Genomic DNA, 18,668 nt, shown 5'->3' with positions numbered 1-18,668 from the left:
CGGGTGAACTACCTACCCGGTACCCGAATTCCGGTGACGTTCAGTTCTGACACTACGAATACGGGTAGTGATCCGGGTAATTGTCCCGGTGGCGCCGCCGGGTGCCCACCGCACCATGGACCGCACCGCCCGCGCGGCGGTGATGTGTTCACGAGAGCGAGGTACGCGCATGGGCCGCCACGCCCGGCAGTCGCGGAACGGGCGCCCCCGGCTCGGCGCGGCGTCGGCGCCGCCCGGCACCACGGTGCTGCGGGCGCTGGACGAACTCTCCGCCACGCACCGCGACGTGCTCGTGGAGCTGTTCTACCGCGGCGACTCGCTGGAGGAGGCGGCCGCCGCCCGGGGCGTACCGGTGGAGACGGTCAAGTCCCGGCTGTATTTCGCCATGCGGGCGTTGCGCGCGGTGCTCGACCGCCAGCTCGCCGGGGACCCGCCGGGCGCCCGCTGACCCGGCGCCGCCCACGAAACGTGCCGGGACGGCACCACGCCGGGCGAAGATCAGCGCAGCAGGACCAGCCCGTCCAGGGCCACGCCCGGTCGCCCGGTCGTGCCCTGGACCACCACCCGTACGGTATGGGTCGCGCTGGCCGGCCACGAGCGGGCCCAGACCGCCATCCGGTGGCTCGTCGTGCGGGAGCGCAGGTCGACGACGCCGGAGTACCGGCCGTCCACGTAGACCTTCAACCGGCCGGAGGTGGGGGTCCGGCTGGCGGCCAGCGACGCGGACGAGCCGGTGAACGTCCACGTCATGCTCGACCCGGCGGTGATGCTGCGCAGCGCGCTGCCGCCGAAATACCCCCGGCCCGTGACGTTCGCCCAGCGCCCGGTACGCGCTGTGGTGCGCTCGGTGAGTAGCAGTGGCGTACGGGTCACCGTCGCCGTGCGGGTGTTGCCGGCCCGGTCGGCCGCCCGGATCGACCAGGTCGTCGGCCGGCCCGGCGTCGCGGTGCCCGCCCAGGCGCGCGCGGTGGTGCCCAGGGCGACGACGCTCGGCCTGGTCAGGGTCACGGAGCGCAGCCCGCCCGGGTCGGTCGCCGTCCAGCGCAGGTAGATCGGCACCGAGCCGTCCAGCGACCCGCCGCGCAGCCATACCGCCGGGCCGGACGTGTACGTCGGTGCGGTGCGGTCGACGACCAGCGCGCGGGTCTGGCTCACCGCGCGGCCGGACAGGTGGTAGGCACGCACGGTGACCACGTGCCGGCCCGGATTCAGATTGAGCAGCGTGGTGCGGTGCGCCCGGGGCGCGGAGGCGACCACGGCGCCGTCGACGATGACGTCGAAGCGGTTGAGCAGCGCGGTGGGGGTGGTGGTGGTCCACAGCGGCCGGACCGGGCCACGGGCGTAGAACGCGGCGCCGACCTGCGTGGCGCCGGTCATCCGGGCCATCTTGAAACCGGCGGGGGCGCCGCCCGCCAGGCCGCGGATCGTGCCGAGCTGCCCGTACAGGGCGTTGCCGGGGCAGGCCGTCCTGCCGGCGTCGCGGTGCCCGGAGACGCGGTTGAACGTGACCCGGGTGCCGGCGGGGAAGCGCTCGCCGCCCGACGACACGAGCGCGGTCCGCTCGGTGGCCAGATGGCCGTACATGCCGATTTTGTACGCGGCGACCTGCGCGATCACCCAGCGCACCTTCGTGGAGACGGCGCGGCCGGTGTAGTCGCCGATGACCGCGATGGCCGCACTGTGCGAGTTGAAGCCGAGGGTGTGCGCGCCGAGCACGGGCTGGTCCACCCCGCCCCCGCGCCCCTCGAACAGGGTGCCGCACTTGTCGACCAGGAAGTTGTAGCCGATGTCGTTCCAGCCGTTGCTGCGGACGTGGTACGCCTGGATGCCGCGCACGATCCGTGCCGAGTCCGCGCACGAGTAGTCGTTGCTGGTCGCTGTGTGGTGCACGAACAGCACCTGCACGTCGGTCGTGTATTCCGGGGGGTCGGCGACCATGGCCTCGTTCGCGCGCCAGCCGGCGCGGCTGACAACGGCGGGCGCGGGCCGCGGCGGCACGGCGACGGCGGTTCCCACGGCCGCCCGGCCGGTACCGGCGACCGAGCCACCGCCGACCTGCGCGGCGGAATCCGAGGCGCCCGAGGCGGAGGCCGAGGCGGCCGGGCCGGGGGAGGGGGTGCCCGCGACCGGCGCGGGCAGGTCGGCGTCGGGGTTGATCAGGTCCAGGCGCAGGCCTGCGGGCAGGGGCCGGGTCCCGTCGCCGGTCGCGACGCGGGCCTCGACCGCGTCGGAGTCGCCCACCCAGACGGGATCGGTGCTGCCGCGCCCGCCGGCGTCGGCGCTGCCCGGCGCGGCCGGGCTGGTGCCGTCCGATTCGAGGGTGCGCCAGGCGCTCCACCGGCCGTCGGCCGCGGCCCGGGTACGGACCTGCACGGTGCCGCCGAGCCGGGCCTGCGGATCGGTCCAGGTCGCCCCGAGCAGGCTGAACGGCTTCGTGACCCGCGGCGCGACCGCGAGCCCGGTCCCCCCGGCGCGGGCGGTGCCCGGCGCGGCGAACGACGTCCCGGCGGGCGTGGCGCCGGATGTTGTCGGCAGCGCCAGCGTCTGCAACGCCGGTTCCGCGGCGGGCGCCGCGTATGCGGGCGGGGCGGGTGCGGCGGTTCCGGTCACGGTGCCGGTGATGGCCACCGCCGCGCCGGTCACGGCGGCGACGATCCGGTTGCTGGTCCGAGTCACGTCCACGGATCTCCTGTCGGCAGGTACCGATACAGGATGAATCGAGCAACTCGGTTATGTCCGACGTTGCCGGGTCGGGTGACCGCGATCACCTCCTGGGAGGGGAGATTTGCCCGGATTCGGTTGCGCGCCTGCACAATTCGTAATAATGGCCGTCCGCGAGCCGATGGACAGGCGTGCTCTCTCTGTCTGTGCGCCCTGAGCAGGCCGGTGGCCAACCCCCCTCCGGCGGGTTCCGGCCAGCGCCCCAGCGCCGGGTCACCACGCTGGCGTGGGCCTTCGTGGCCGCCAGCGTCGGCGTGCTCGCGCTGGTCGCCTGGGGCCCGGCAGTGCTGCGCGCCCCGTTCACGCTGCTCGCTCTCGCGGGTGGCCTCTGGGCACTGACGTACGGAATGCGCCGCAACGCCGCCCCCGAGCAGCGCGGCCCGTGGCGCTGCCTGCTGGTGGCCGCGTGGCTGTTCCTGGTGGCCATCGTGCTGCGCGCCGTCGTGCCCGGCGCCGCCGCCACCCCGCCCGGACCGATGGTCCTGATCCCCGACGCGTTCGTGCTTCCGGCCTACCTGATCATGGGGTACGGCTTCGCGGGCATGCTGCGCCGCCGCCGCGCCACCGAGGACGCCCCCGCGCGGGTGGACGCCCTGCTCGTCGGGCTCGCGACCGCGTTCATGACCTGGACGTACGTCATCGCCCCGCAGCTCGGCCACGACGGCGTCAACGTCCTGCGGCTGGCGAACTCCTGCTTCCCCGTCATCGACGTGGTCCTGCTCGTGCTGGTCGCCCAGCTCACCCTGGCCGGCGGCGCCCGCCAGCCCGCGCTGTGGTTGCTCATCGGCGGGTCCACCGCGATGTTCGCCGGTGACTTCCTGTTCACCCTGCGTGACGGACAGATCCTGGACCTCTCCCAGCACACCGTGGAGACCCTCTTCGTCGCCGTGTTCCTGCTGGTCGGGGCGTCGGCGCTGCACCCGTCCATGCGGACGCTGACCCAGCCACAGCAGATCATCGCCCAGGACCTGAGCAAGGTCCGTACGGTCCTGATCGCGCTCGTGGTCGTCGTGCCCACGGTGATCACCACGCTGGAGCCGCCGCGCGGCGTGGTCGACGCCGCCGTCCGGTCCGTGCTCTGCGCCCTGCTTGTCATCGGCGTCCTGGCCCGGGTCGTCCGGGCCAACAACTCCCAGGCCCGCGCCGAGCAGTCCATCCGCCGCCGCGCCACCCACGACGCGCTGACCGACCTGCCCAACCGCGAACTGCTGGCCGAGACCATCGCCACCTGGGGCGACCGGGCGGTCGCCGAGCAGCTGGAGATCAGCCTGCTCTTCATCGACCTCGACCGGTTCAAGATGGTCAACGACCACTGGGGACACCAGATCGGCGACGAGCTGCTCTGCGCGGTCGCGGGCCGCCTCGGCACCCAGGTACGCGAGGACGACCTGGTGTGCCGGATCGGCGGGGACGAGTTCGTCATCGCCCTGGCCACCCCCTCGCACTCCCGGTACGCGGAGTCGCTGGCCGAGCGGGTGCTCGGCGAGTTCGTGCGACCGTTCCGGCTCAGCGTCGGCGAGGTGGTCATCTCCGCCTCCATCGGCGTGGCCAAGTCGCTCGGCGGGGCGCACGCCCTGGAACTGATCCGCGACGCCGACACCGCCATGTACAAGGCCAAGGGCTCCGGTCGCAACGCCTTCGCCATGTTCGACACGTCGCTGCGCGACGAGGTGCGCGACCGGATGAACCTCGAACAGGCGCTGCGTGGCGCCCTGGAACGCGACGAGCTGTCGGTGCACTTCCAGCCCATCGTGGACCTCGGCACCGGGGAGCTGGAAGGGTTCGAGGCGCTCATGCGGTGGCGGCACCCGGTGCTCGGCGCGGTGTCACCGATGCAGTTCATCCCCATCGCCGAGGAGACCGGTCTCATCGTCGAGGCCGGCGCCTGGCTGCTGCGCGAGTCGGCCAACCAGCTGACCCGCTGGATCGCCGAGCGGCCCGGCGGCGCCCGCGAACTGCACGTCTCGGTCAACGTCTCCGTGCGCCAGCTACGCGACGGCGCGCTCGTCGACGTCGTACGCGACGTGCTGGCCGAAACCGGCCTGCCGCCGCAGGCGCTCTGGCTGGAGATCACCGAGTCCGGCGTCATGGAGGATCTGAACACCGCGCTGGCCACGCTGCACGCGCTGCGCGAGCTCGGCGTCGTGCTCTGCATCGACGACTTCGGCACCGGGTACTCGTCGCTGAGCTACCTCAACCGGCTGCCGGTCGGCATCGTCAAGCTGGACCGCTCGTTCGTCTCCGAGGTCGGCGAGAGCGGTGCCAACGAGCCGATCGTGCGGGCCGTGCTGGCCATGACGGGGGCGATGAACCTGCGGGTGGTCGCCGAGGGCGTCGAGACCGAGGTGCAGCGCGACTGGCTCCGGGCCCAGGGCTGCGACCTGGCGCAGGGCTGGTACTACGGCGCCGCGAAGGTGGCCACCGACCTGGACGACTGGATCCGCCCACCCGCGACGGTCTGACCCCGCACCCTCGCTACCGTTGTCGGGTGGCTGAGATCCCGTGGTGGGGGCTGCCCCTCATCGCTGCCGTATTCGCCCTGGCCGGCGCCGGGGTGACGCTGCTTGTGACAGCCCGCGACCGCCGTCCGCGCACCCGTTCCGGCAAGGGCCACCGCTGGTACACCGAGCGCAGGGACGCGTACGTCGCGCTGATGGCGGCCTACGAGCGCGTGGTGCACCGGCTGCGGGCCGGATACACCGCCGGGGTCACCGAGCCGGATCCCGCCCGCTACTTCGACGAGGTCGGTCCGGCGCTCATGCGGGTCCGGCTGATCGCCTCGGCGCCGACCCGCAGCGCCGCTCTCGCCGTACATCTGGTGCTGGAGCAGCTGCACAACCGGTGCCCCGCACCCGGTACGGCCACCGACCGGCCGTTTCTGGAGCTGCTCGGACACGTACCGCTGCTGATGCACGAGTTCGAGGTGGCCGTCCGCGAGGAACTGGGCATCGAACCGAGCCCGCCGCCCGAGCCGGGCGAGGCGTCCGTGCCGCCGGTGCGCCCCCGGTGACCGGATCGTTCCGGTGCCGGACGTGATCCGGCCTTCCGGCGGGACCGAACCCGGCTCAGGATGAAGTCATGACCTCCGCGCTGCTCGTCATCGACGTCCAGGAATCGTTCCGGGCCCGCCCGCTGTGGCAGGCCGTCTCCAACCCCGCCCTGGTCACCCGGGTGCAGCGCCTCGTCGACGCCGCCCGCGCCGCGGCCGACCTGGTCGTCTGGGTGCTGCACGCCGAACCCGGCACCGGTGGGGAGTTCGACCCGGACAGTGGCCTGGTCCGCCTCATCGAACCGCTGCGCCCGGCCGCCGGGGAACCGGTACTCACCAAGACCTCGCGCAACGCGTTCACCACCACGAACCTCGCCCAGCACCTTACCGCGCGCGGCATCCGCGACCTCGTGATCTGCGGCATCCAGACGGAGCAGTGCTGCGAGACCACCGCCCGGGTCGGCGCCGACCTAGGGTACGCGGTCACGTTCGTCACCGACGCCACCGCCACCTTCCCGATCCCGCACCGCGACGCCCCGGCCGGACGCAGCGTGGCGGACCTGCTGGCGGACCCGCGTACGCTGCGCGCCGTGGACATCGTCGCGCGCACCGAGTACGCGCTGGCCGGCCGGTTCGCCACGATCCGGACGGTCGACGAGCTGACCGGCGCCATTGTGGGCCGGTGACCGGATCGTGAGCCGGGTGGTGTTCGTGCTGGCGCCCCGGGTGCACCTGCTCGACCTGGCCGGGCCCGCCCAGGTGTTCGGCACGGCCACCGACCAGGGCCACCGGTACGACCTGGCGTACGTGGCCGACACCCCGCAGGTCAGCAGCGCGCAGGGGCTGAACCTGCAGGCCACCCTGGACTGGCCCCCGCTCACCCGCGACGACCTGGTCGTGGTGCCGGGCTGGCGGGCGCCCACCCTGGCCCGCTCGGGCCGGTTCGGCCGCCCGACCCTGAGCCGCATCGCCGCGCACCACGCGGCCGGCGGGATGGTGGCCAGCGTCTGCGCGGGCGCCGACGCGCTGGGGCGGGCCGGACTGCTCGACGGGCGCCGCTGCACCACGCACCACGACGTGCAGGACGAACTGGCCCGGCGCTACCCGAGGGCGCAGGTGGTCCGCGACGTGCTCTACGTCGAGGACGGCCGGGTGGTCACCTCGGCCGGCATCGCCAGCGGCATCGACCTCGCGCTGCACCTCGTCGCGGTCCGCCACGGTCCGGCCACCGCCGCCCGGGTGGCCCGGCAGATGGTGGTGTACGCGCGCCGCAACGGCGAGGCCCAGCAGGCCAGCGCGATGCTGCGGCACCGGGGCCACCTCAGTGACGCGGTGCACCGGGTGCAGGACCGGATCGACGCCCAGTTCACCGAGACCCTGACCCTGGCCGACCTGGCCGCCACGGCAGGGGTCAGCGAGCGCACCGTGACCCGGCTGTTCACGGCGGCCATCGGGCAGACCCCGCTGCGCTACCAGCAACTGCTGCGGGTGGAACGCGCCGAGCACCTGATCTCCCAGGGCGCCACCGTGGAGGCCGCCGCTCGTGCGGTCGGCTTCTCCGACGCCCGCATGCTGCGCCGGCTGCGCGGGCGCGTCACCGTGGTCCCCGATCTCCGCCAGTGAACCTGAAGAGTTCAGGTTCGAAGCTGACCGGAATTCGTCAAGGTCCTTTGCGCCCCGGGCTCAGCTGCGCCAAGCCAGGCGCTGCACGATGAGGGTGAGCACGCCCGCGACCGCGATCGCGGCGAGGTTGATGACCAGTTGCAGCGCCGATCCGGCGGCCTCGTTCATCACCCCGTACGCGAGTGCCACGGCCGCGTTGGCCGCCGCCGGGACGGTGGTCACCGAGATCAGCACCCCGACGAGCGCGCCCGCCTTGGCCGACGTCAGCGACAGCATCCCGGCGACCCCGGCCAGCATGCCGACCACCCAGCTCAGCGCGTCCGGCTGCCAGATGAAGGCGGTCAGTGGGCGCTCACCGAGCAGCATGTCCTTGCTCACCAAGTCCATCCAGTCCAGCGCCCACGTGCTCAGCACCGTGCCCAGCATGCCGACCGGGAACCCCACGAGCAGGGCCGTCAGAGCGCGGCTGATCAGCCGGCGCCGGAACCGCACGATGCCGACGCACAGCGCGGCCAGCGGCCCGAACTCCGGGCCGACCACCATCGCCCCGACGATGAGGATGGGCTGGTCGAGCAGCACACCGATGCCCGCGATCGCGGTCGCCACGATCATGAACGTCAGGTACGCCCCCGACAGCTTGCACTCCTCGCCCGTGGCGTGCTCGATCTCCTCCCAGACGACCGCGTCCGCGCCGTGGCCCGGCACCTGGCGCGCCGCCCGGTCCGCGGCGGCGGACAGCATCGTGTCCACCCGCTCCAGCATGATCGAGCCGTCCTGGTCGATCCGGAGCTGCCGCAGCTGGGACAGCACCCCGCTGGCGGCCTCCCGGACCACGTCGCAATAGAGCACGTCACCGTTCGCCGGGTCGCGGGCCGCCCCGGGCAACACCACGAGGTGGGTGACGCCGGGGTCCCCGTTCAGCACCTCCTCGACCGCGGCGGTCCGGTCGGCGGGCGCGATGATCCGCAATTGCAGCACCGGGTAATCACATCACCGATCTTGGGTGGATGGGGCCGCCCGTGCCGCCGGGGCGGGCAGGATGTCCACTGAGCGTATCGGCCCAGGCACGCGCTGACGGAATCCCGACTGACGGGCTCGGCGGCCCGATCATAGGCTGCCCGCAACATCAGGGGGCGACATGCACGCAGCCATCGTCGGGGCGGGGCCGACCGGACTGTTCACCGCGATCGCTCTCGCTCGCCGGGGGCACCGGGCCACGGTGGTGGACCGCGACGCCGGACCGGCACCGGACGGCTCGTGGGACCGGCGCGGCGTCATGCAGTTCCACCACCCGCACGGCCTGCGGCAGCAGATCGTGGAGGCGCTGGAGGCGGAGCTGCCCGAGGTGCGCGACGCGCTGCTGGCGGCCGGTGCCGCACTGACCATTGTGCCGGCCGAGGGCGAGCACCCCTCGATGGTGGTCGGCATGCAGTGCCGCCGGTCGACGTTCGAGCGGGTGCTGCGCGCCGCGGCGGTCGCCGAACCCGGCGTCACGCTGGTCCGCGGGCACGCCGACGACGTGCTGCGCGGCCGGGGGCGGGCGGGCGGGGTGCGAGTGGACGGCCGGGAACTGGACGCCGACCTGGTCGTCAACGCCACCGGGCGCAGCGGGCGGTTCGCGGACGATCTGCGCGCGCCGGGCACGGCGGCGGACTGCGGCCTGGCGTACGTGTCGCGCCAGTACCAGCTGCTGCCCGGCGCCGAACGCGGGCCGGTCAACGCCCCGGTCGGGCTGATGATCCGGTTCCGCGGCTACCTGGCCGGGGTGTTCCTGCACGACAACCGTACGGTCTCCGTGCTGATCGCCCGGCCGAGCACCGACCGGGCGCTGGCGCTGCTGCGCACCACGGCCGCGTTCGACGCGGCGGTTCAGGCGATCCCGGGCCTGGACGCCTGGACCTCGCCGGAGCGCACCCGGCCGATCACCCCGGTGCTGCCGGGTGGGCATCTGCACAACACGTACCGTGGCCAGCTCGACGCCGACGGGCGGGTGGCGCTGCCGGGCCTGGTGCATCTCGGCGACGCGGTGTGCACGACGAACCCGACCGCCGGGCGCGGCATGGCCACCAGCCTCATGCAGGCACACCGGATCGTGCTGTCGCTGGCCGGGCACCGTGGCGACGTCGAGGCCGCGACCCGCGACTTCGACGCCTGGTGCACCGAGGAGATCCGGCCCTGGTTCCTCGACCACCTCGCGGTGGACGCGGACGAGACACGCATGTGGGCGGGCGAGGACGTCGACCTGAGCCGACCGCTCGGTTCGGGGCACATCGTGGCGGCCGCCCGGGCCGATCCGCGGCTCATGCGGGTCGTCGGGCCGTACCTGAGCATGCGGGCGCTGCCGTCGTCGCTGGCCGAGGCGGAGCCACGGGCCCGCGAGATCTACGCCGGGGGCTGGCGTCCGCCCATCCCGGACGGCCCGACCCGCGACGACCTGGCCGAACTGATCGCTCCGCTGGCGAGCGCGCCGTCGCGGGCTCTCCTGCCGCACCAGGCCCTCCTACCGCGGTAGGAGGGCGGCTCCGACCGGCGGCCGCGGGGTGCGGCCCGGGGACGGACGAAACGGTCCCGCGCGGCCGCGAACATCGATGGCATGACATCTCTCGCAGTGCGCCGGGTGGCCGGCTGGCACCGCCCCCTGGTGGTCTTCGCCGCCCTGATGGGGGTGGCGGCGCTGGCCACCCTGGTCGGGATCGTCGCGGACCCGCGGGTGCTCACGGGCGTGCCGATCTGGCTCAAGCCGTTCAAGTTCGCGGTGTCGTTCGGGGTGTACACCCTGACCATCGCGTGGATGCTGTCCCTGCTGCCGCGCCGCAGCCGCCTCGCCGAGTGGGCGGCGACCGCGATCGTCGCCACGGCGGCGGTCGAGATGGCCGTCATCGTCGGCCAGGTGGTCCGCGGCCAGACCAGTCACTACAACGAGACGACGCCGCTGAACGCGGCGTTGTGGCAGGCCATGGGTACGGCGATCATGGTGCTGTTCGCCGCGCAGTTCGTGGTCACCGCGGTACTGCTCCGGCAGCGGCAGGCCGACCGCGTCGCCGGGTACGGCCTCCGCCTCGGCCTCGGGCTGTCGCTGCTGGGCCTGGCCGCCGCCATCCCGATGGTGCTGCCGACCGCGGCACCGGATACGCCCGGCATCGCCGGCGCGCACAGCGTCGGGGTGCCCGACGGTGGTCCCGGCCTGCCGCTGGTGGGCTGGAGCACGGTCGGCGGGGACCTGCGCGTCGGGCACTTCGTCGGGTTGCACGCCCTGCAGGCGTTGCCGCTGCTGGCGCTGCTGCTGGGCCGGTTCGCGGGCCATCTGGACGAGGCCGTCCGGGCCCGGCTGATGCTCGTGGCCGGCGCCGCGTACGGGGGGCTGACCGTGCTGCTGACGTGGCAGGCTCTGCGGGGCCAGCCGCTGCTGCGCCCGGACGGCCTGACGCTGGCCGCGTTCGGCGTGCTGGCCGCCGCCACGGTGGCCGCCACGGTGGCCGTGCTCCGGGGCGAGGGCGGCAAGGACCGGGAGGGCAGGGCATGGGTGGCACAGGAGGCGCGGCGATGACGGAATCGTTGTTCACGCTGACGTTCGCGGTCGCGGCCCCGTTCTGGGCGCTGATGATCCTGCTGCCCCGGTGGTCGTGGACCGCACGGGTGGTCGGTTCTCCGCTGATCGTGCTGCCCGTCGTGGTGATCTACCTGGCGTTGGTGCTGCCCGCCCTCGGCACGGTGCTGCCCGCGGTGGCCTCGCCCACCCTGGACAGCGTGCGCGACCTGCTCGGCACCGACCGTGGTGCGGCGGCGGCCTGGGCCCACATGATCGGCTTCGACCTGTTCGTCGGGCGGTGGGCCTGGCTGGACTCCCGCGAGCGGGGCATCCCCGCGCTGGTGATCTCGCCGGTGCTGGTGCTCACGATCCTGCTCGGGCCGCTCGGCCTGGGCACATATCTGGTGCTGCGGTCCAGGTGGCCCCGGCCCGCAGCGGTCCCGGCGGCCGCCGAGCAGCGCCTAGGCTGATCGCGTGGGTTGGGTCAGCCGGCTGTTCGACGCGCGCGACACGCGCGTACGGATGCTGCTGCTCGATCTCAGCGGGGTCGCCTACCTGGTCTTCGGTCCGCACACCGGGCGCACACCGACGCCGACGCAGTGGGTGCTGGCGGTGGTCGCCTTCACCGCGGCGCTGGTCCTGCACCGCCGCCCGGTGGTGAACCTGCTGGTGCAGACCGCGCTGCTGGTGGTCGCGTTCACGGTGATCGACGACGCCACCATCAACGAGGTCGGCACCAGCTGGGCGCTGCTCGAGGTCACGATGGCCGTGAGCCGGGTGTGGATGATCTGGGCGGCGGCCGCCGTCGTGGTCGCCGCGCACCTGGTCGACTTCGCCGGAATGCCGCTGTCCGCGTTGCCGCAGTGGGTGCTCCGGCTGGTTGTCGTCGTGGGGCTGCCGGTCCTGTTCGGCCTGGTGATCCGGACCAGCCGGGAGCTGGCCCGGCAGGCCGAGGAGCGCGCCGCCGAGCAGCGGCGCCGCCACGAGTCCGAGGAACGGGCGGCCCGTGCCGCCGAGCGCGGCGCGATCGCCCGCGAGCTGCACGACGTGGTGGCCCACCACGTCGCGTCGATGGTGCTGCGGATCGGGGTGGCGCAGCACGTGCTGCCCGAGGCCGACCCGCGGGTCGCGGAGGTCTTCGACGACGTGCACCGCACCGGCACCGCCGCGCTGGCCGACCTGCGCCGCCTGGTCGCGGTGTTGCGCGACCCGGATGCCGAGGGCACCGACGCGGGCCTGACCGCGATCGAACCGGCCGCGCTGCCGGCGGCCCTGCGCGCGGCGGTGGACACGGCGGCCCGCGCCGGTCTCACGGTGCATGCCGAGATCGACCCGGCCGTGGGCACGCTGGACGCGGTGCGCGGGCTGGCGGTGCTGCGGCTCACCCAGGAGGCGTTGACGAACGTGGCCAAGCACGCCGGTACGTCGGCGCACGCCCGGCTGCGGGTCGGGATGCGCGACGGGGACCTGGAATGGGAGGTCCGCGACGATGGTGGCGGCACCCCACCGGCCGCGGTGCCGTCCGGCGGGCACGGCCTGACCGGCATGCGGGAGCGGGTGGAGGTTCTCGGTGGGCGGCTCTCGGCGGGGCCGGCCGAGGGTGGCTGGCGGGTGCACACCACGCTGCCCGCCACGGTGGGGCCCGCGTGATCCGCGTCCTGCTGGTCGACGACCAGCCGCTGATCCGGGCGGGCCTGCGGATGCTCTGCGACGCCGAGGAGGACCTCAGCGTGATCGGGGAGGCGGACAACGGGCGGGACGCGGTGGCGCTGGCCGGCCGCCTGGCGCCGGACGTGATCGTGATGGACCTGCGCATGCCGGGAATGGACGGCATCACGGCGACCGGGCGGATCCTCGCCGAGCGGCCGGCCGCCCGGATTCTCGTGCTCACCACGTTCGGTGACGATGACCATCTCTATCCGGCGCTGACCGCCGGGGCGTGCGGGTTCCTGCTCAAGGACGCGCCGCCGAGCGAGTTGCTCGACGGCATCCGCCGGGCGGCGGCGGGGGACAGCCCGTTCAGCCAGCAGGTGCTGCGGCGGCTGGTGCGGCGGGCCGTGGACGCCCGGGTGGAGGAGCCCCGCCCGGCGGCCGGGCTGACCACCCGCGAGCGTGAGGTGCTGGATCTGGTGGCCGAGGGACTGTCCAACATCGAGATCGCGGAACGGCTGCACATCGGGGTGACGACGGTGAAGACGCACGTCACGAGCCTGATGACAAAGACGGACAGCCCGAACCGGGTCCGTCTGGCCCTGTACGCCCGCGGCGTCGCCTGACCCGGCCGGAACGAGGAAGGCCGGGAGCCCGTGGCGGCGAGTTCCCGGCCTTGCTGCGTACAAGCTATCGCGACCCGCGCGGCCGCGTGGGCGGTTTCCGGCGGATGCGATCGTGCGGGTCGGCGCGGCCGCCTGGGGCACCGCCGCTACGGGTGGGCCGGGGCGCGGTCGGTGGCGAGGCGGACCGCGAGCCCGCCCAGCACGGTGCCCATGAACCAGCGTTGCGCCCGCAGCCAGCCGGGCCGGCGGGCGAGGAAGACCGCGATGGTCCCGGCCGCCGAGACGATAAGCAGGTTGACCGTCAGGCTGACCACGATCTGTACGCCGCCGAGCAGGAACCCCTGCACCCCGAGCAGCGACGTGATCATGTCATCAGCCTGGCCGGGCGGGCAGGCGCGGGGGAGAGCCAATGCACACCCGGTGGCCATATCCTAGTAAACCTATGGGGAATGGTTGACAAGGCCGGCCGGGTCGGCGAGAGTGATGGCCATGTCGTTCGTTGGCTCGGCTCCGGTCCCGCCTCCGGCCGCCGCGTCCACGTACCGGTCGTCGCAATCCACTGTGATGCGTGCGGAAATGCATTTGATGTGCGCCCCGTCACCCATTCCGGTGACAGCGCAAGTGTTTCCTCGTGACGCATTCCCGCATGGTGGATTATCTTTGACCTCTCAAGCCGGTCTCACAACGATGAACGGTATGCGGCTGCACGAGATCAAACTCACGGCCCGCCTCGCTATTGACCTGCTCCGATGCGCGAGCGCGCGGTGTTGCTCCGGTCGCTGATCTCCCGGTGACCTTCCCCGGTCGAGCCATCCACGCCAGCGCCATGCGTCCGTAACCCTATCCCGCACATGGGATAAGAATTGTTGCCGTCGTCGAGATCCGGCGGGCGGCCAGAGCATCCGGAGGAAAGACCATGTCCGTTCTCGCAGTCGCCGATCTCCATGGCTCCGCCCGTCCCACCCCTACGCGCGGGCGGTTGGGCCGGCGGCGAACAGCCCGGCTCCGGCCGTTGCCGGACAACGCGCGCTCGGTCACCGTGACGGTCACCATCGGCGTGGGCGGCTCGCCCGAGGGGGAGCGGGTCCTGGCCGCCCTGAACGACCTCGTCGCGGCGGCCGGGCCGCGCGCCGACATCGTCGTGGACGGCACCGAGCCGCTTGCCGCCGACACGCCCGGCGCGGCGCCGTTCGGGCTGGCCGCCCCCGCCCGGCCTGGTGTCCTGCGGCTCGATCCGCGCCCGCGCGCGGTGAGCCGCGACGGCGCGGCGCTGGAGCTCAGCCGCCTGGAGTACGACCTGCTGCTCTTCTTCGCCCGCAACCCGCAGCAGGTGTTCAGCCGCAGTCAGCTGCTGGCGCAGGTGTGGGGGCACACCCACACGACGGCCCGTACGGTGGACGTGCACGTCAGCCGTCTGCGCACCAAGCTGGGCGACGCCGACCTCATCACCACGGTCTACGGCGTCGGATACCGGCTGGCCGACGAGGCCCGGGTGCAGGTGATCGCGGCCGAGTGACCCCGCGCGCCTCTGGCGTCACTAACCCGCATTCCCTACCCTATTGCTAGGGAATGGCGGGTTTGGCTGACATGGGAGGCGCAATGGGGCGACGGACCGTGGTCGTGGTCGGGGGCGGATGTGCCGGCGTACTGGCCGCACGCGAGGTGTTGCGCGCCGGTGACGACGACGTGGTGCTGATCGAGCCGGGGCAGCTGGGCGGCGGGATCGCGTACGGCGCCGCACAGCCGTGGCACCTGCTCAACTCGCGGGCCGGTGCGATGAGCGCCGACCCGGACGACCCGGGCCACTTCGTCCGCTGGGCCCGCGAGCGCGGCCTCGGCGCCGACCCCGACGCGTTCCTGAGCCGCCACGACTACGGCCGGTACCTGCGCGACGCCTTCGACGAGGCCGTCGCCGCGCACCCCGGCCGGTGTACCGTCCGCCGCGCCCCCGTACGGTCGCTGTATCCCGGCCGCACCGGCGTGGCGGTGTCCCTCGCCGACGGCACCATCGTCTTCGCCGACCACGTCATCCTCGCCGTGGGCGGTCCCGCCGGGGCCCGGCCGCCCGGCATCCCCGCCCGCCTCGCGGGCCACCCCGCGTACGTGGCCGACCCGTGGCGTCCCGGCGCGCTGGCGGCGATCCCGGAGCGGGCGCCGGTCCTGCTGGTCGGCACCGGGCTGACCGCGGTCGACATCGCCCTGACCCTCACCGCCGACGGCGGCGGGCGCACGGTCGTCGCCGTGAGCCGTCGCGGCCGCCTCCCGCTGAGTCACACCGCGACCGCCGCCCCGCCCACCGTGCCCGCGCTCGCCGAGTGCCGCACCCTGCGCGACGTGGTACGGACCGTGCGCGCCTGCGCCGGTCAGGCCGGGGACTGGCGGACCGTGGTGGACGGCCTGCGCCCGCACCTGGACCGGCTGTGGTGCGCGCTCAGCCCGGCCGAACAGGACGCGTTCCTGCGTCACCTGGCCCGCCCGTGGGAGTGCCACCGGCACCGGATGGCGCCGCAGGTGGCCGAGCGCATCGCCGCGTTGCGCGCCGCGGGCGCTCTGGCGGTCCGGGCCGGCGGCCTCGCGGGCCTGGCCCCGGCGCCCGGCGGCGGGCTCATGGCCGACCTGGACGGGCGGGCGCGCCGGTTCGCGGCGATCGTCAACTGCACCGGACCGGGCCGGCTGCCCGGCGCGGCGCTCCCGCTGGTCGGTGCGCTGCTGCGGGCCGGTTTCGCCCGGGTCGGGCCGCACGGGCTGGGCCTCGACATCGACCCGGCCGGCCGGGTGGTGGCTGGTGACGGCTCGGTGCAGCCGCGGCTGTGGCTGGTCGGCCCGCTGCGCCGGGGCGCGCTGTGGGAGACGACCGCGGTGCCCGAGATCCGTACGCAGGCCCGGGGGATCGCGGTGGATCTGAGCTCCACCGGGGCCCTGAAGGTGGCGGCCTGACCCCACCGCGGCATCCCGAACTGGTGATAGCCCCGCGTTATGGCACGGCCATCGATGCAGGTCACGGCCGGTATGGCGAACGTCGAGGCAGGTTGTTCACATTCGTAACTAGTCTTGATATTGACATTGAAATATCTCGATACTGCGGGCAAGCGCCGGTACCCCCGGACCGGCGGACCTCTCTCACCCCCCTGGGAGGAACCCCGTGCGTATCCCCGTCAAGCCAGGACGGCCGATCGTCGGCCTGGCCGTCGCGATGCTCGTGGGTGGCGCGCTGGCCGCGTCACCCGCCGCGGCCGCCACCACCCCCGCCCGCGCCGCCGCCGACCCGTCCTTCGCGTCCTCCGCGCTGGCCGGCACCCTGGACGCCCGCTTCGGCACCCGCACCGCCGGCTCCTACGTGGACGACCACGGCGCCGTGGTCGTCAACGTCACCGACGCGGCCACCGCCGCCGATGTCCGCGCGGCCGGCGCCACCCCCCGGTACGTGACCCACAGCGGCGCCGCCCTCGCCGCCGCCGACGCCACGCTCCGGTCGACCCTGAAGATCCCCGGCACGGCGTTCGCGGTCGACCCGGTCGGCAACCAGGTCGTGGTCAGCGCGGACGACACCGTCACCGGCGCCCGCCTCGCCACCGTCCGGGCCATCGTCGCCAAGCTCGGCGACCGGGCCCGCCTGGAACGCCTGCCCGGCACGCTGAGCACCACGATCACGGGCGGCGACGCCATCTACACCGGCGGAGCCCGCTGCTCGCTGGGCTTCAACGTCCGCAGCGGTAACAGCTACTACTTCCTCACCGCCGGGCACTGCACCAACATCGGTGCCACCTGGACCGACGGCTCGACGACGCTGGGTTCGCGGGCGGGCACCAGCTTCCCCGGCAACGACTACGGGATCGTCGCGTACACCAACGCGAACGTGTCGCGTCCGGGCGCCGTCGGCTCGCAGGACATCACGTCGGCCGGCACGCCGGCGGTGAACTCGACCGTGTACCGCCGGGGCAGCACCACCGGCACCCACTCGGGCCGGGTCACCGCGCTCAACGCCACGGTCAACTACTCGCAGGGCACCGTCACCGGTCTCATCCGTACGACGGTGTGCGCCGAGCCGGGCGACAGCGGCGGTTCGCTGTACTCCGGCAGCACCGCCCTGGGCCTCACCTCGGGCGGCAGCGGCAACTGCTCCTTCGGCGGCACCACGTTCTTCCAGCCGGTCGTCGAGCCCCTGTCGGTGTACGGGGTGAGCGTCTACTGAACGTGTTCCCACGGTAGAAAGGGTCCCGCCGCCCCGCGGGACCCTTTCTGCGCGTACCGAATGACAGGCGCCGCCGGAACCAGCACAATCGACGGACCGCCCCGAGCCCGACAGGAGCCCGCATGACCGCCGAGACCCCGGTCCAATCGACCCGCAAGGTGGCCCGAGGCGAGCTGGCACCGGGCTGCCCGGCGCACGCCGATGCCGACGGGACCTGGCGGGTTCAGGACTTCGCCACCGCCCGCGCGCTGCTGCGCAGCACCGAGACGCGGCAGGCGGGCTTCAACATCGAGAACGCGCGCAAGCTCGAGGGCAAGATGCGCCTGCCGGTGCTGTACCGCGACGGCGCCGAGCACCGGGAGCACCGCCGCCAGACCGCGAAGTACTTCACCCCGAAGAAGGTGGACACGGCGTACCGCGGGTTCATGCAGCGGCTGGCCCAGCAGCAGTGCGACGAGCTGAGCCGCCGCGGCGAGGCGGACCTGTCGCACCTGTCGTTCGAGCTGGCGGTGGCCGTCGCGGCCGAGGTCATCGGCCTGACCGACGGCGGCGCGGGGATGGCGCGGCGGCTGGAACGCTTCTTCGCCGAGCAGGGCGGCACCCCGGGCTGGCGGAATCCGGGCGCGGCCGTGCGCGCGCTGCGCGGCAACGTCAACCTCGGCAAGTTCTACTGGTTCGACGTACGGCCCTCGATCGCGGCCCGGCGCGCGGCGCGCCGCGACGACCTCATCTCCCACCTGATCGACGAGGGCTGCTCCGCGAGCGAGATCCTCGGCGAGTGCGTCACCTTCGCCGCCGCCGGGATGGTGACGACCCGCGAGTTCATCACGCTCGCCGCCTGGCACCTGCTCACCGACGACGAGCTGCGCCACGACTACACCGGGGGCGACGAGTCCCGGCGGGTGGCGATCCTGCACGAGATCCTGCGCCTGGAGCCGGTGGTCAGCGACCTGTACCGGACCACCACGGCCGAGCTGGAGCTGCCGAGTGCGCAGGGTCCGGTGACCATCCCCGCCGGGGTCCGGGTCGACGTCGGCGTCGCCGCCGCGAACCTCGACGGCGCCGCGGTCGGTGCCGAGCCCGGCGCGGTCTGCCCCGGCCGGGCGCTGCCCGACGGGGTCGGGGGTGCGGGGCTGGCCTTCGGCGACGGCCCGCATCGCTGCCCCGGCGCGTACATCGCGATCCAGGAGACCGAGACGTTCCTGACCCGGCTGCTGGCGCTGCCCGGCCTGCGGATGGTCGGCCCGCCGCAGGTCCGCCTGCGGCCCGAGATCGCCTCGTACGAGCTGGTCGGCCTGCGCCTGCGGGTCGGCTGACCACGCGGCGTCCGGAACCGGG

At 73.7% G+C, this 18,668-nt stretch carries 17 protein-coding genes; 14 read left to right on the top strand and 3 right to left on the bottom strand.

Annotation, left to right across the window (positions count from 1 at the left end; genetic code table 11):
• Positions 1-169: 169 nt before the first annotated feature.
• Positions 170-448, top strand: coding sequence for a sigma factor-like helix-turn-helix DNA-binding protein (locus EV385_RS04775; protein WP_242624704.1), 279 nt, complete (start codon positions 170-172; stop codon positions 446-448).
• 50 nt (positions 449-498) lie between these two features.
• Here the strand turns inward: EV385_RS04775 and EV385_RS04770 are convergent, their stop codons facing one another.
• Positions 499-2,682 carry a peptidoglycan recognition protein family protein gene (locus EV385_RS04770; RefSeq protein WP_207229748.1) on the bottom strand — a complete coding sequence of 728 codons (2,184 nt, stop codon included), beginning with the start codon at positions 2,680-2,682 and terminating at the stop codon, positions 499-501.
• A 185-nt stretch (positions 2,683-2,867) separates the two neighbouring features.
• Here EV385_RS04770 and EV385_RS04765 point away from each other — a divergent pair, with 185 nt between their 5' ends.
• From EV385_RS04765 to EV385_RS04750, 4 genes are all read left to right on the top strand, one after another.
• A complete protein-coding gene (locus EV385_RS04765; RefSeq protein ID WP_242624703.1) occupies positions 2,868-5,183 on the top strand; it encodes a putative bifunctional diguanylate cyclase/phosphodiesterase in 2,316 nt (771 codons plus the stop codon).
• 26 nt (positions 5,184-5,209) lie between these two features.
• Complete coding sequence (locus EV385_RS04760; protein WP_130508347.1) at positions 5,210-5,731, top strand: hypothetical protein; 522 nt, start codon at positions 5,210-5,212, stop codon at positions 5,729-5,731.
• Positions 5,732-5,799: 68 nt separating this feature from the next.
• Complete coding sequence (locus EV385_RS04755) at positions 5,800-6,396, top strand: cysteine hydrolase family protein (protein ID WP_130508346.1); 597 nt, start codon at positions 5,800-5,802, stop codon at positions 6,394-6,396.
• Positions 6,397-6,403: 7 nt separating this feature from the next.
• Positions 6,404-7,333 (top strand): GlxA family transcriptional regulator, encoded by a 930-nt coding sequence (locus tag EV385_RS04750; RefSeq protein ID WP_130508345.1) that lies wholly within the window; start codon positions 6,404-6,406, stop codon positions 7,331-7,333.
• 60 nt (positions 7,334-7,393) lie between these two features.
• Here EV385_RS04750 and EV385_RS04745 read toward each other — a convergent pair whose 3' ends face one another.
• Complete coding sequence (locus EV385_RS04745) at positions 7,394-8,311, bottom strand: DUF389 domain-containing protein (RefSeq protein ID WP_130508344.1); 918 nt, start codon at positions 8,309-8,311, stop codon at positions 7,394-7,396.
• 160 nt (positions 8,312-8,471) lie between these two features.
• Between EV385_RS04745 and EV385_RS04740 the strand changes: the two genes are divergently transcribed.
• The 5 genes from EV385_RS04740 to EV385_RS04720 all read left to right on the top strand — a co-directional run bounded on the left by EV385_RS04740 (position 8,472) and on the right by EV385_RS04720 (position 13,138).
• Positions 8,472-9,845, top strand: coding sequence for an FAD-dependent oxidoreductase (locus EV385_RS04740; protein WP_130508343.1), 1,374 nt, complete (start codon positions 8,472-8,474; stop codon positions 9,843-9,845).
• A gap of 81 nt (positions 9,846-9,926) precedes the next feature.
• Positions 9,927-10,880 carry a hypothetical protein gene (locus tag EV385_RS04735; RefSeq protein ID WP_130508342.1) on the top strand — a complete coding sequence of 318 codons (954 nt, stop codon included), beginning with the start codon at positions 9,927-9,929 and terminating at the stop codon, positions 10,878-10,880.
• Positions 10,877-11,332, top strand: a complete 456-nt coding sequence (locus EV385_RS04730; RefSeq protein WP_130508341.1) for an ABA4-like family protein — start codon at positions 10,877-10,879, stop codon at positions 11,330-11,332. The genes EV385_RS04735 and EV385_RS04730 overlap by 4 nt, the downstream gene beginning before the upstream one ends.
• Before the next feature lie 4 nt (positions 11,333-11,336).
• Complete coding sequence (locus EV385_RS04725) at positions 11,337-12,512, top strand: sensor histidine kinase (protein ID WP_130508340.1); 1,176 nt, start codon at positions 11,337-11,339, stop codon at positions 12,510-12,512.
• On the top strand, positions 12,509-13,138 hold the full coding sequence (locus EV385_RS04720; protein ID WP_130508339.1) for a response regulator: 630 nt from the start codon (positions 12,509-12,511) through the stop codon (positions 13,136-13,138). Before EV385_RS04725 ends, EV385_RS04720 begins: the two co-directional genes overlap by 4 nt.
• 146 nt (positions 13,139-13,284) lie before the next feature.
• On the opposite strand, the gene EV385_RS04715 is transcribed toward EV385_RS04720, so the two are convergent.
• Positions 13,285-13,506: a hypothetical protein gene (locus EV385_RS04715; RefSeq protein ID WP_207229747.1), complete on the bottom strand. Its 222-nt coding sequence runs from the start codon at positions 13,504-13,506 to the stop codon at positions 13,285-13,287.
• 548 nt (positions 13,507-14,054) lie between these two features.
• On the opposite strand from EV385_RS04715, the gene EV385_RS04710 reads away from it, so the two are divergent.
• The 4 genes from EV385_RS04710 to EV385_RS04695 all read left to right on the top strand — a co-directional run bounded on the left by EV385_RS04710 (position 14,055) and on the right by EV385_RS04695 (position 18,646).
• A complete protein-coding gene (locus EV385_RS04710; protein WP_130508338.1) occupies positions 14,055-14,654 on the top strand; it encodes a winged helix-turn-helix domain-containing protein in 600 nt (199 codons plus the stop codon).
• A gap of 83 nt (positions 14,655-14,737) precedes the next feature.
• Positions 14,738-16,075, top strand: coding sequence for an FAD/NAD(P)-binding protein (locus tag EV385_RS04705; RefSeq protein ID WP_130508337.1), 1,338 nt, complete (start codon positions 14,738-14,740; stop codon positions 16,073-16,075).
• A 256-nt stretch (positions 16,076-16,331) separates the two neighbouring features.
• A complete protein-coding gene (locus EV385_RS04700; protein ID WP_130513076.1) occupies positions 16,332-17,330 on the top strand; it encodes a S1 family peptidase in 999 nt (332 codons plus the stop codon).
• 122 nt (positions 17,331-17,452) lie between these two features.
• A complete protein-coding gene (locus EV385_RS04695) occupies positions 17,453-18,646 on the top strand; it encodes a cytochrome P450 (RefSeq protein ID WP_130508336.1) in 1,194 nt (397 codons plus the stop codon).
• The last annotated feature ends 22 nt before the right edge of the window (positions 18,647-18,668 follow it).

The sequence above is a fragment of the Krasilnikovia cinnamomea genome, from assembly GCF_004217545.1.
GTDB lineage: Bacteria > Actinomycetota > Actinomycetes > Mycobacteriales > Micromonosporaceae > Actinoplanes > Actinoplanes cinnamomeus.
The sequence above is the reverse complement of the archived record's forward strand: the minus strand, read 5'-3'. Positions and strand labels throughout refer to the sequence as shown.

What these genes read in the sequence shown, in the direction of transcription:
- EV385_RS04775 (WP_242624704.1), top strand. Translation starts at nt 170, where the DNA reads ATGGGCCGCCACGCCCGGCAGTCGCGGAACGGGCGCCCCCGGCTCGGC.
- EV385_RS04755 (WP_130508346.1), top strand. Translation starts at nt 5,800, where the DNA reads ATGACCTCCGCGCTGCTCGTCATCGACGTCCAGGAATCGTTCCGGGCC.
- EV385_RS04740 (WP_130508343.1), top strand. Translation starts at nt 8,472, where the DNA reads ATGCACGCAGCCATCGTCGGGGCGGGGCCGACCGGACTGTTCACCGCG.
- EV385_RS04735 (WP_130508342.1), top strand. Translation starts at nt 9,927, where the DNA reads ATGACATCTCTCGCAGTGCGCCGGGTGGCCGGCTGGCACCGCCCCCTG.
- EV385_RS04730 (WP_130508341.1), top strand. Translation starts at nt 10,877, where the DNA reads ATGACGGAATCGTTGTTCACGCTGACGTTCGCGGTCGCGGCCCCGTTC.
- EV385_RS04715 (WP_207229747.1), bottom strand. Translation starts at nt 13,506, where the DNA reads ATGATCACGTCGCTGCTCGGGGTGCAGGGGTTCCTGCTCGGCGGCGTA.
- EV385_RS04710 (WP_130508338.1), top strand. Translation starts at nt 14,055, where the DNA reads ATGTCCGTTCTCGCAGTCGCCGATCTCCATGGCTCCGCCCGTCCCACC.
- EV385_RS04705 (WP_130508337.1), top strand. Translation starts at nt 14,738, where the DNA reads ATGGGGCGACGGACCGTGGTCGTGGTCGGGGGCGGATGTGCCGGCGTA.
- EV385_RS04700 (WP_130513076.1), top strand. Translation starts at nt 16,332, where the DNA reads ATGCTCGTGGGTGGCGCGCTGGCCGCGTCACCCGCCGCGGCCGCCACC.
- EV385_RS04695 (WP_130508336.1), top strand. Translation starts at nt 17,453, where the DNA reads ATGACCGCCGAGACCCCGGTCCAATCGACCCGCAAGGTGGCCCGAGGC.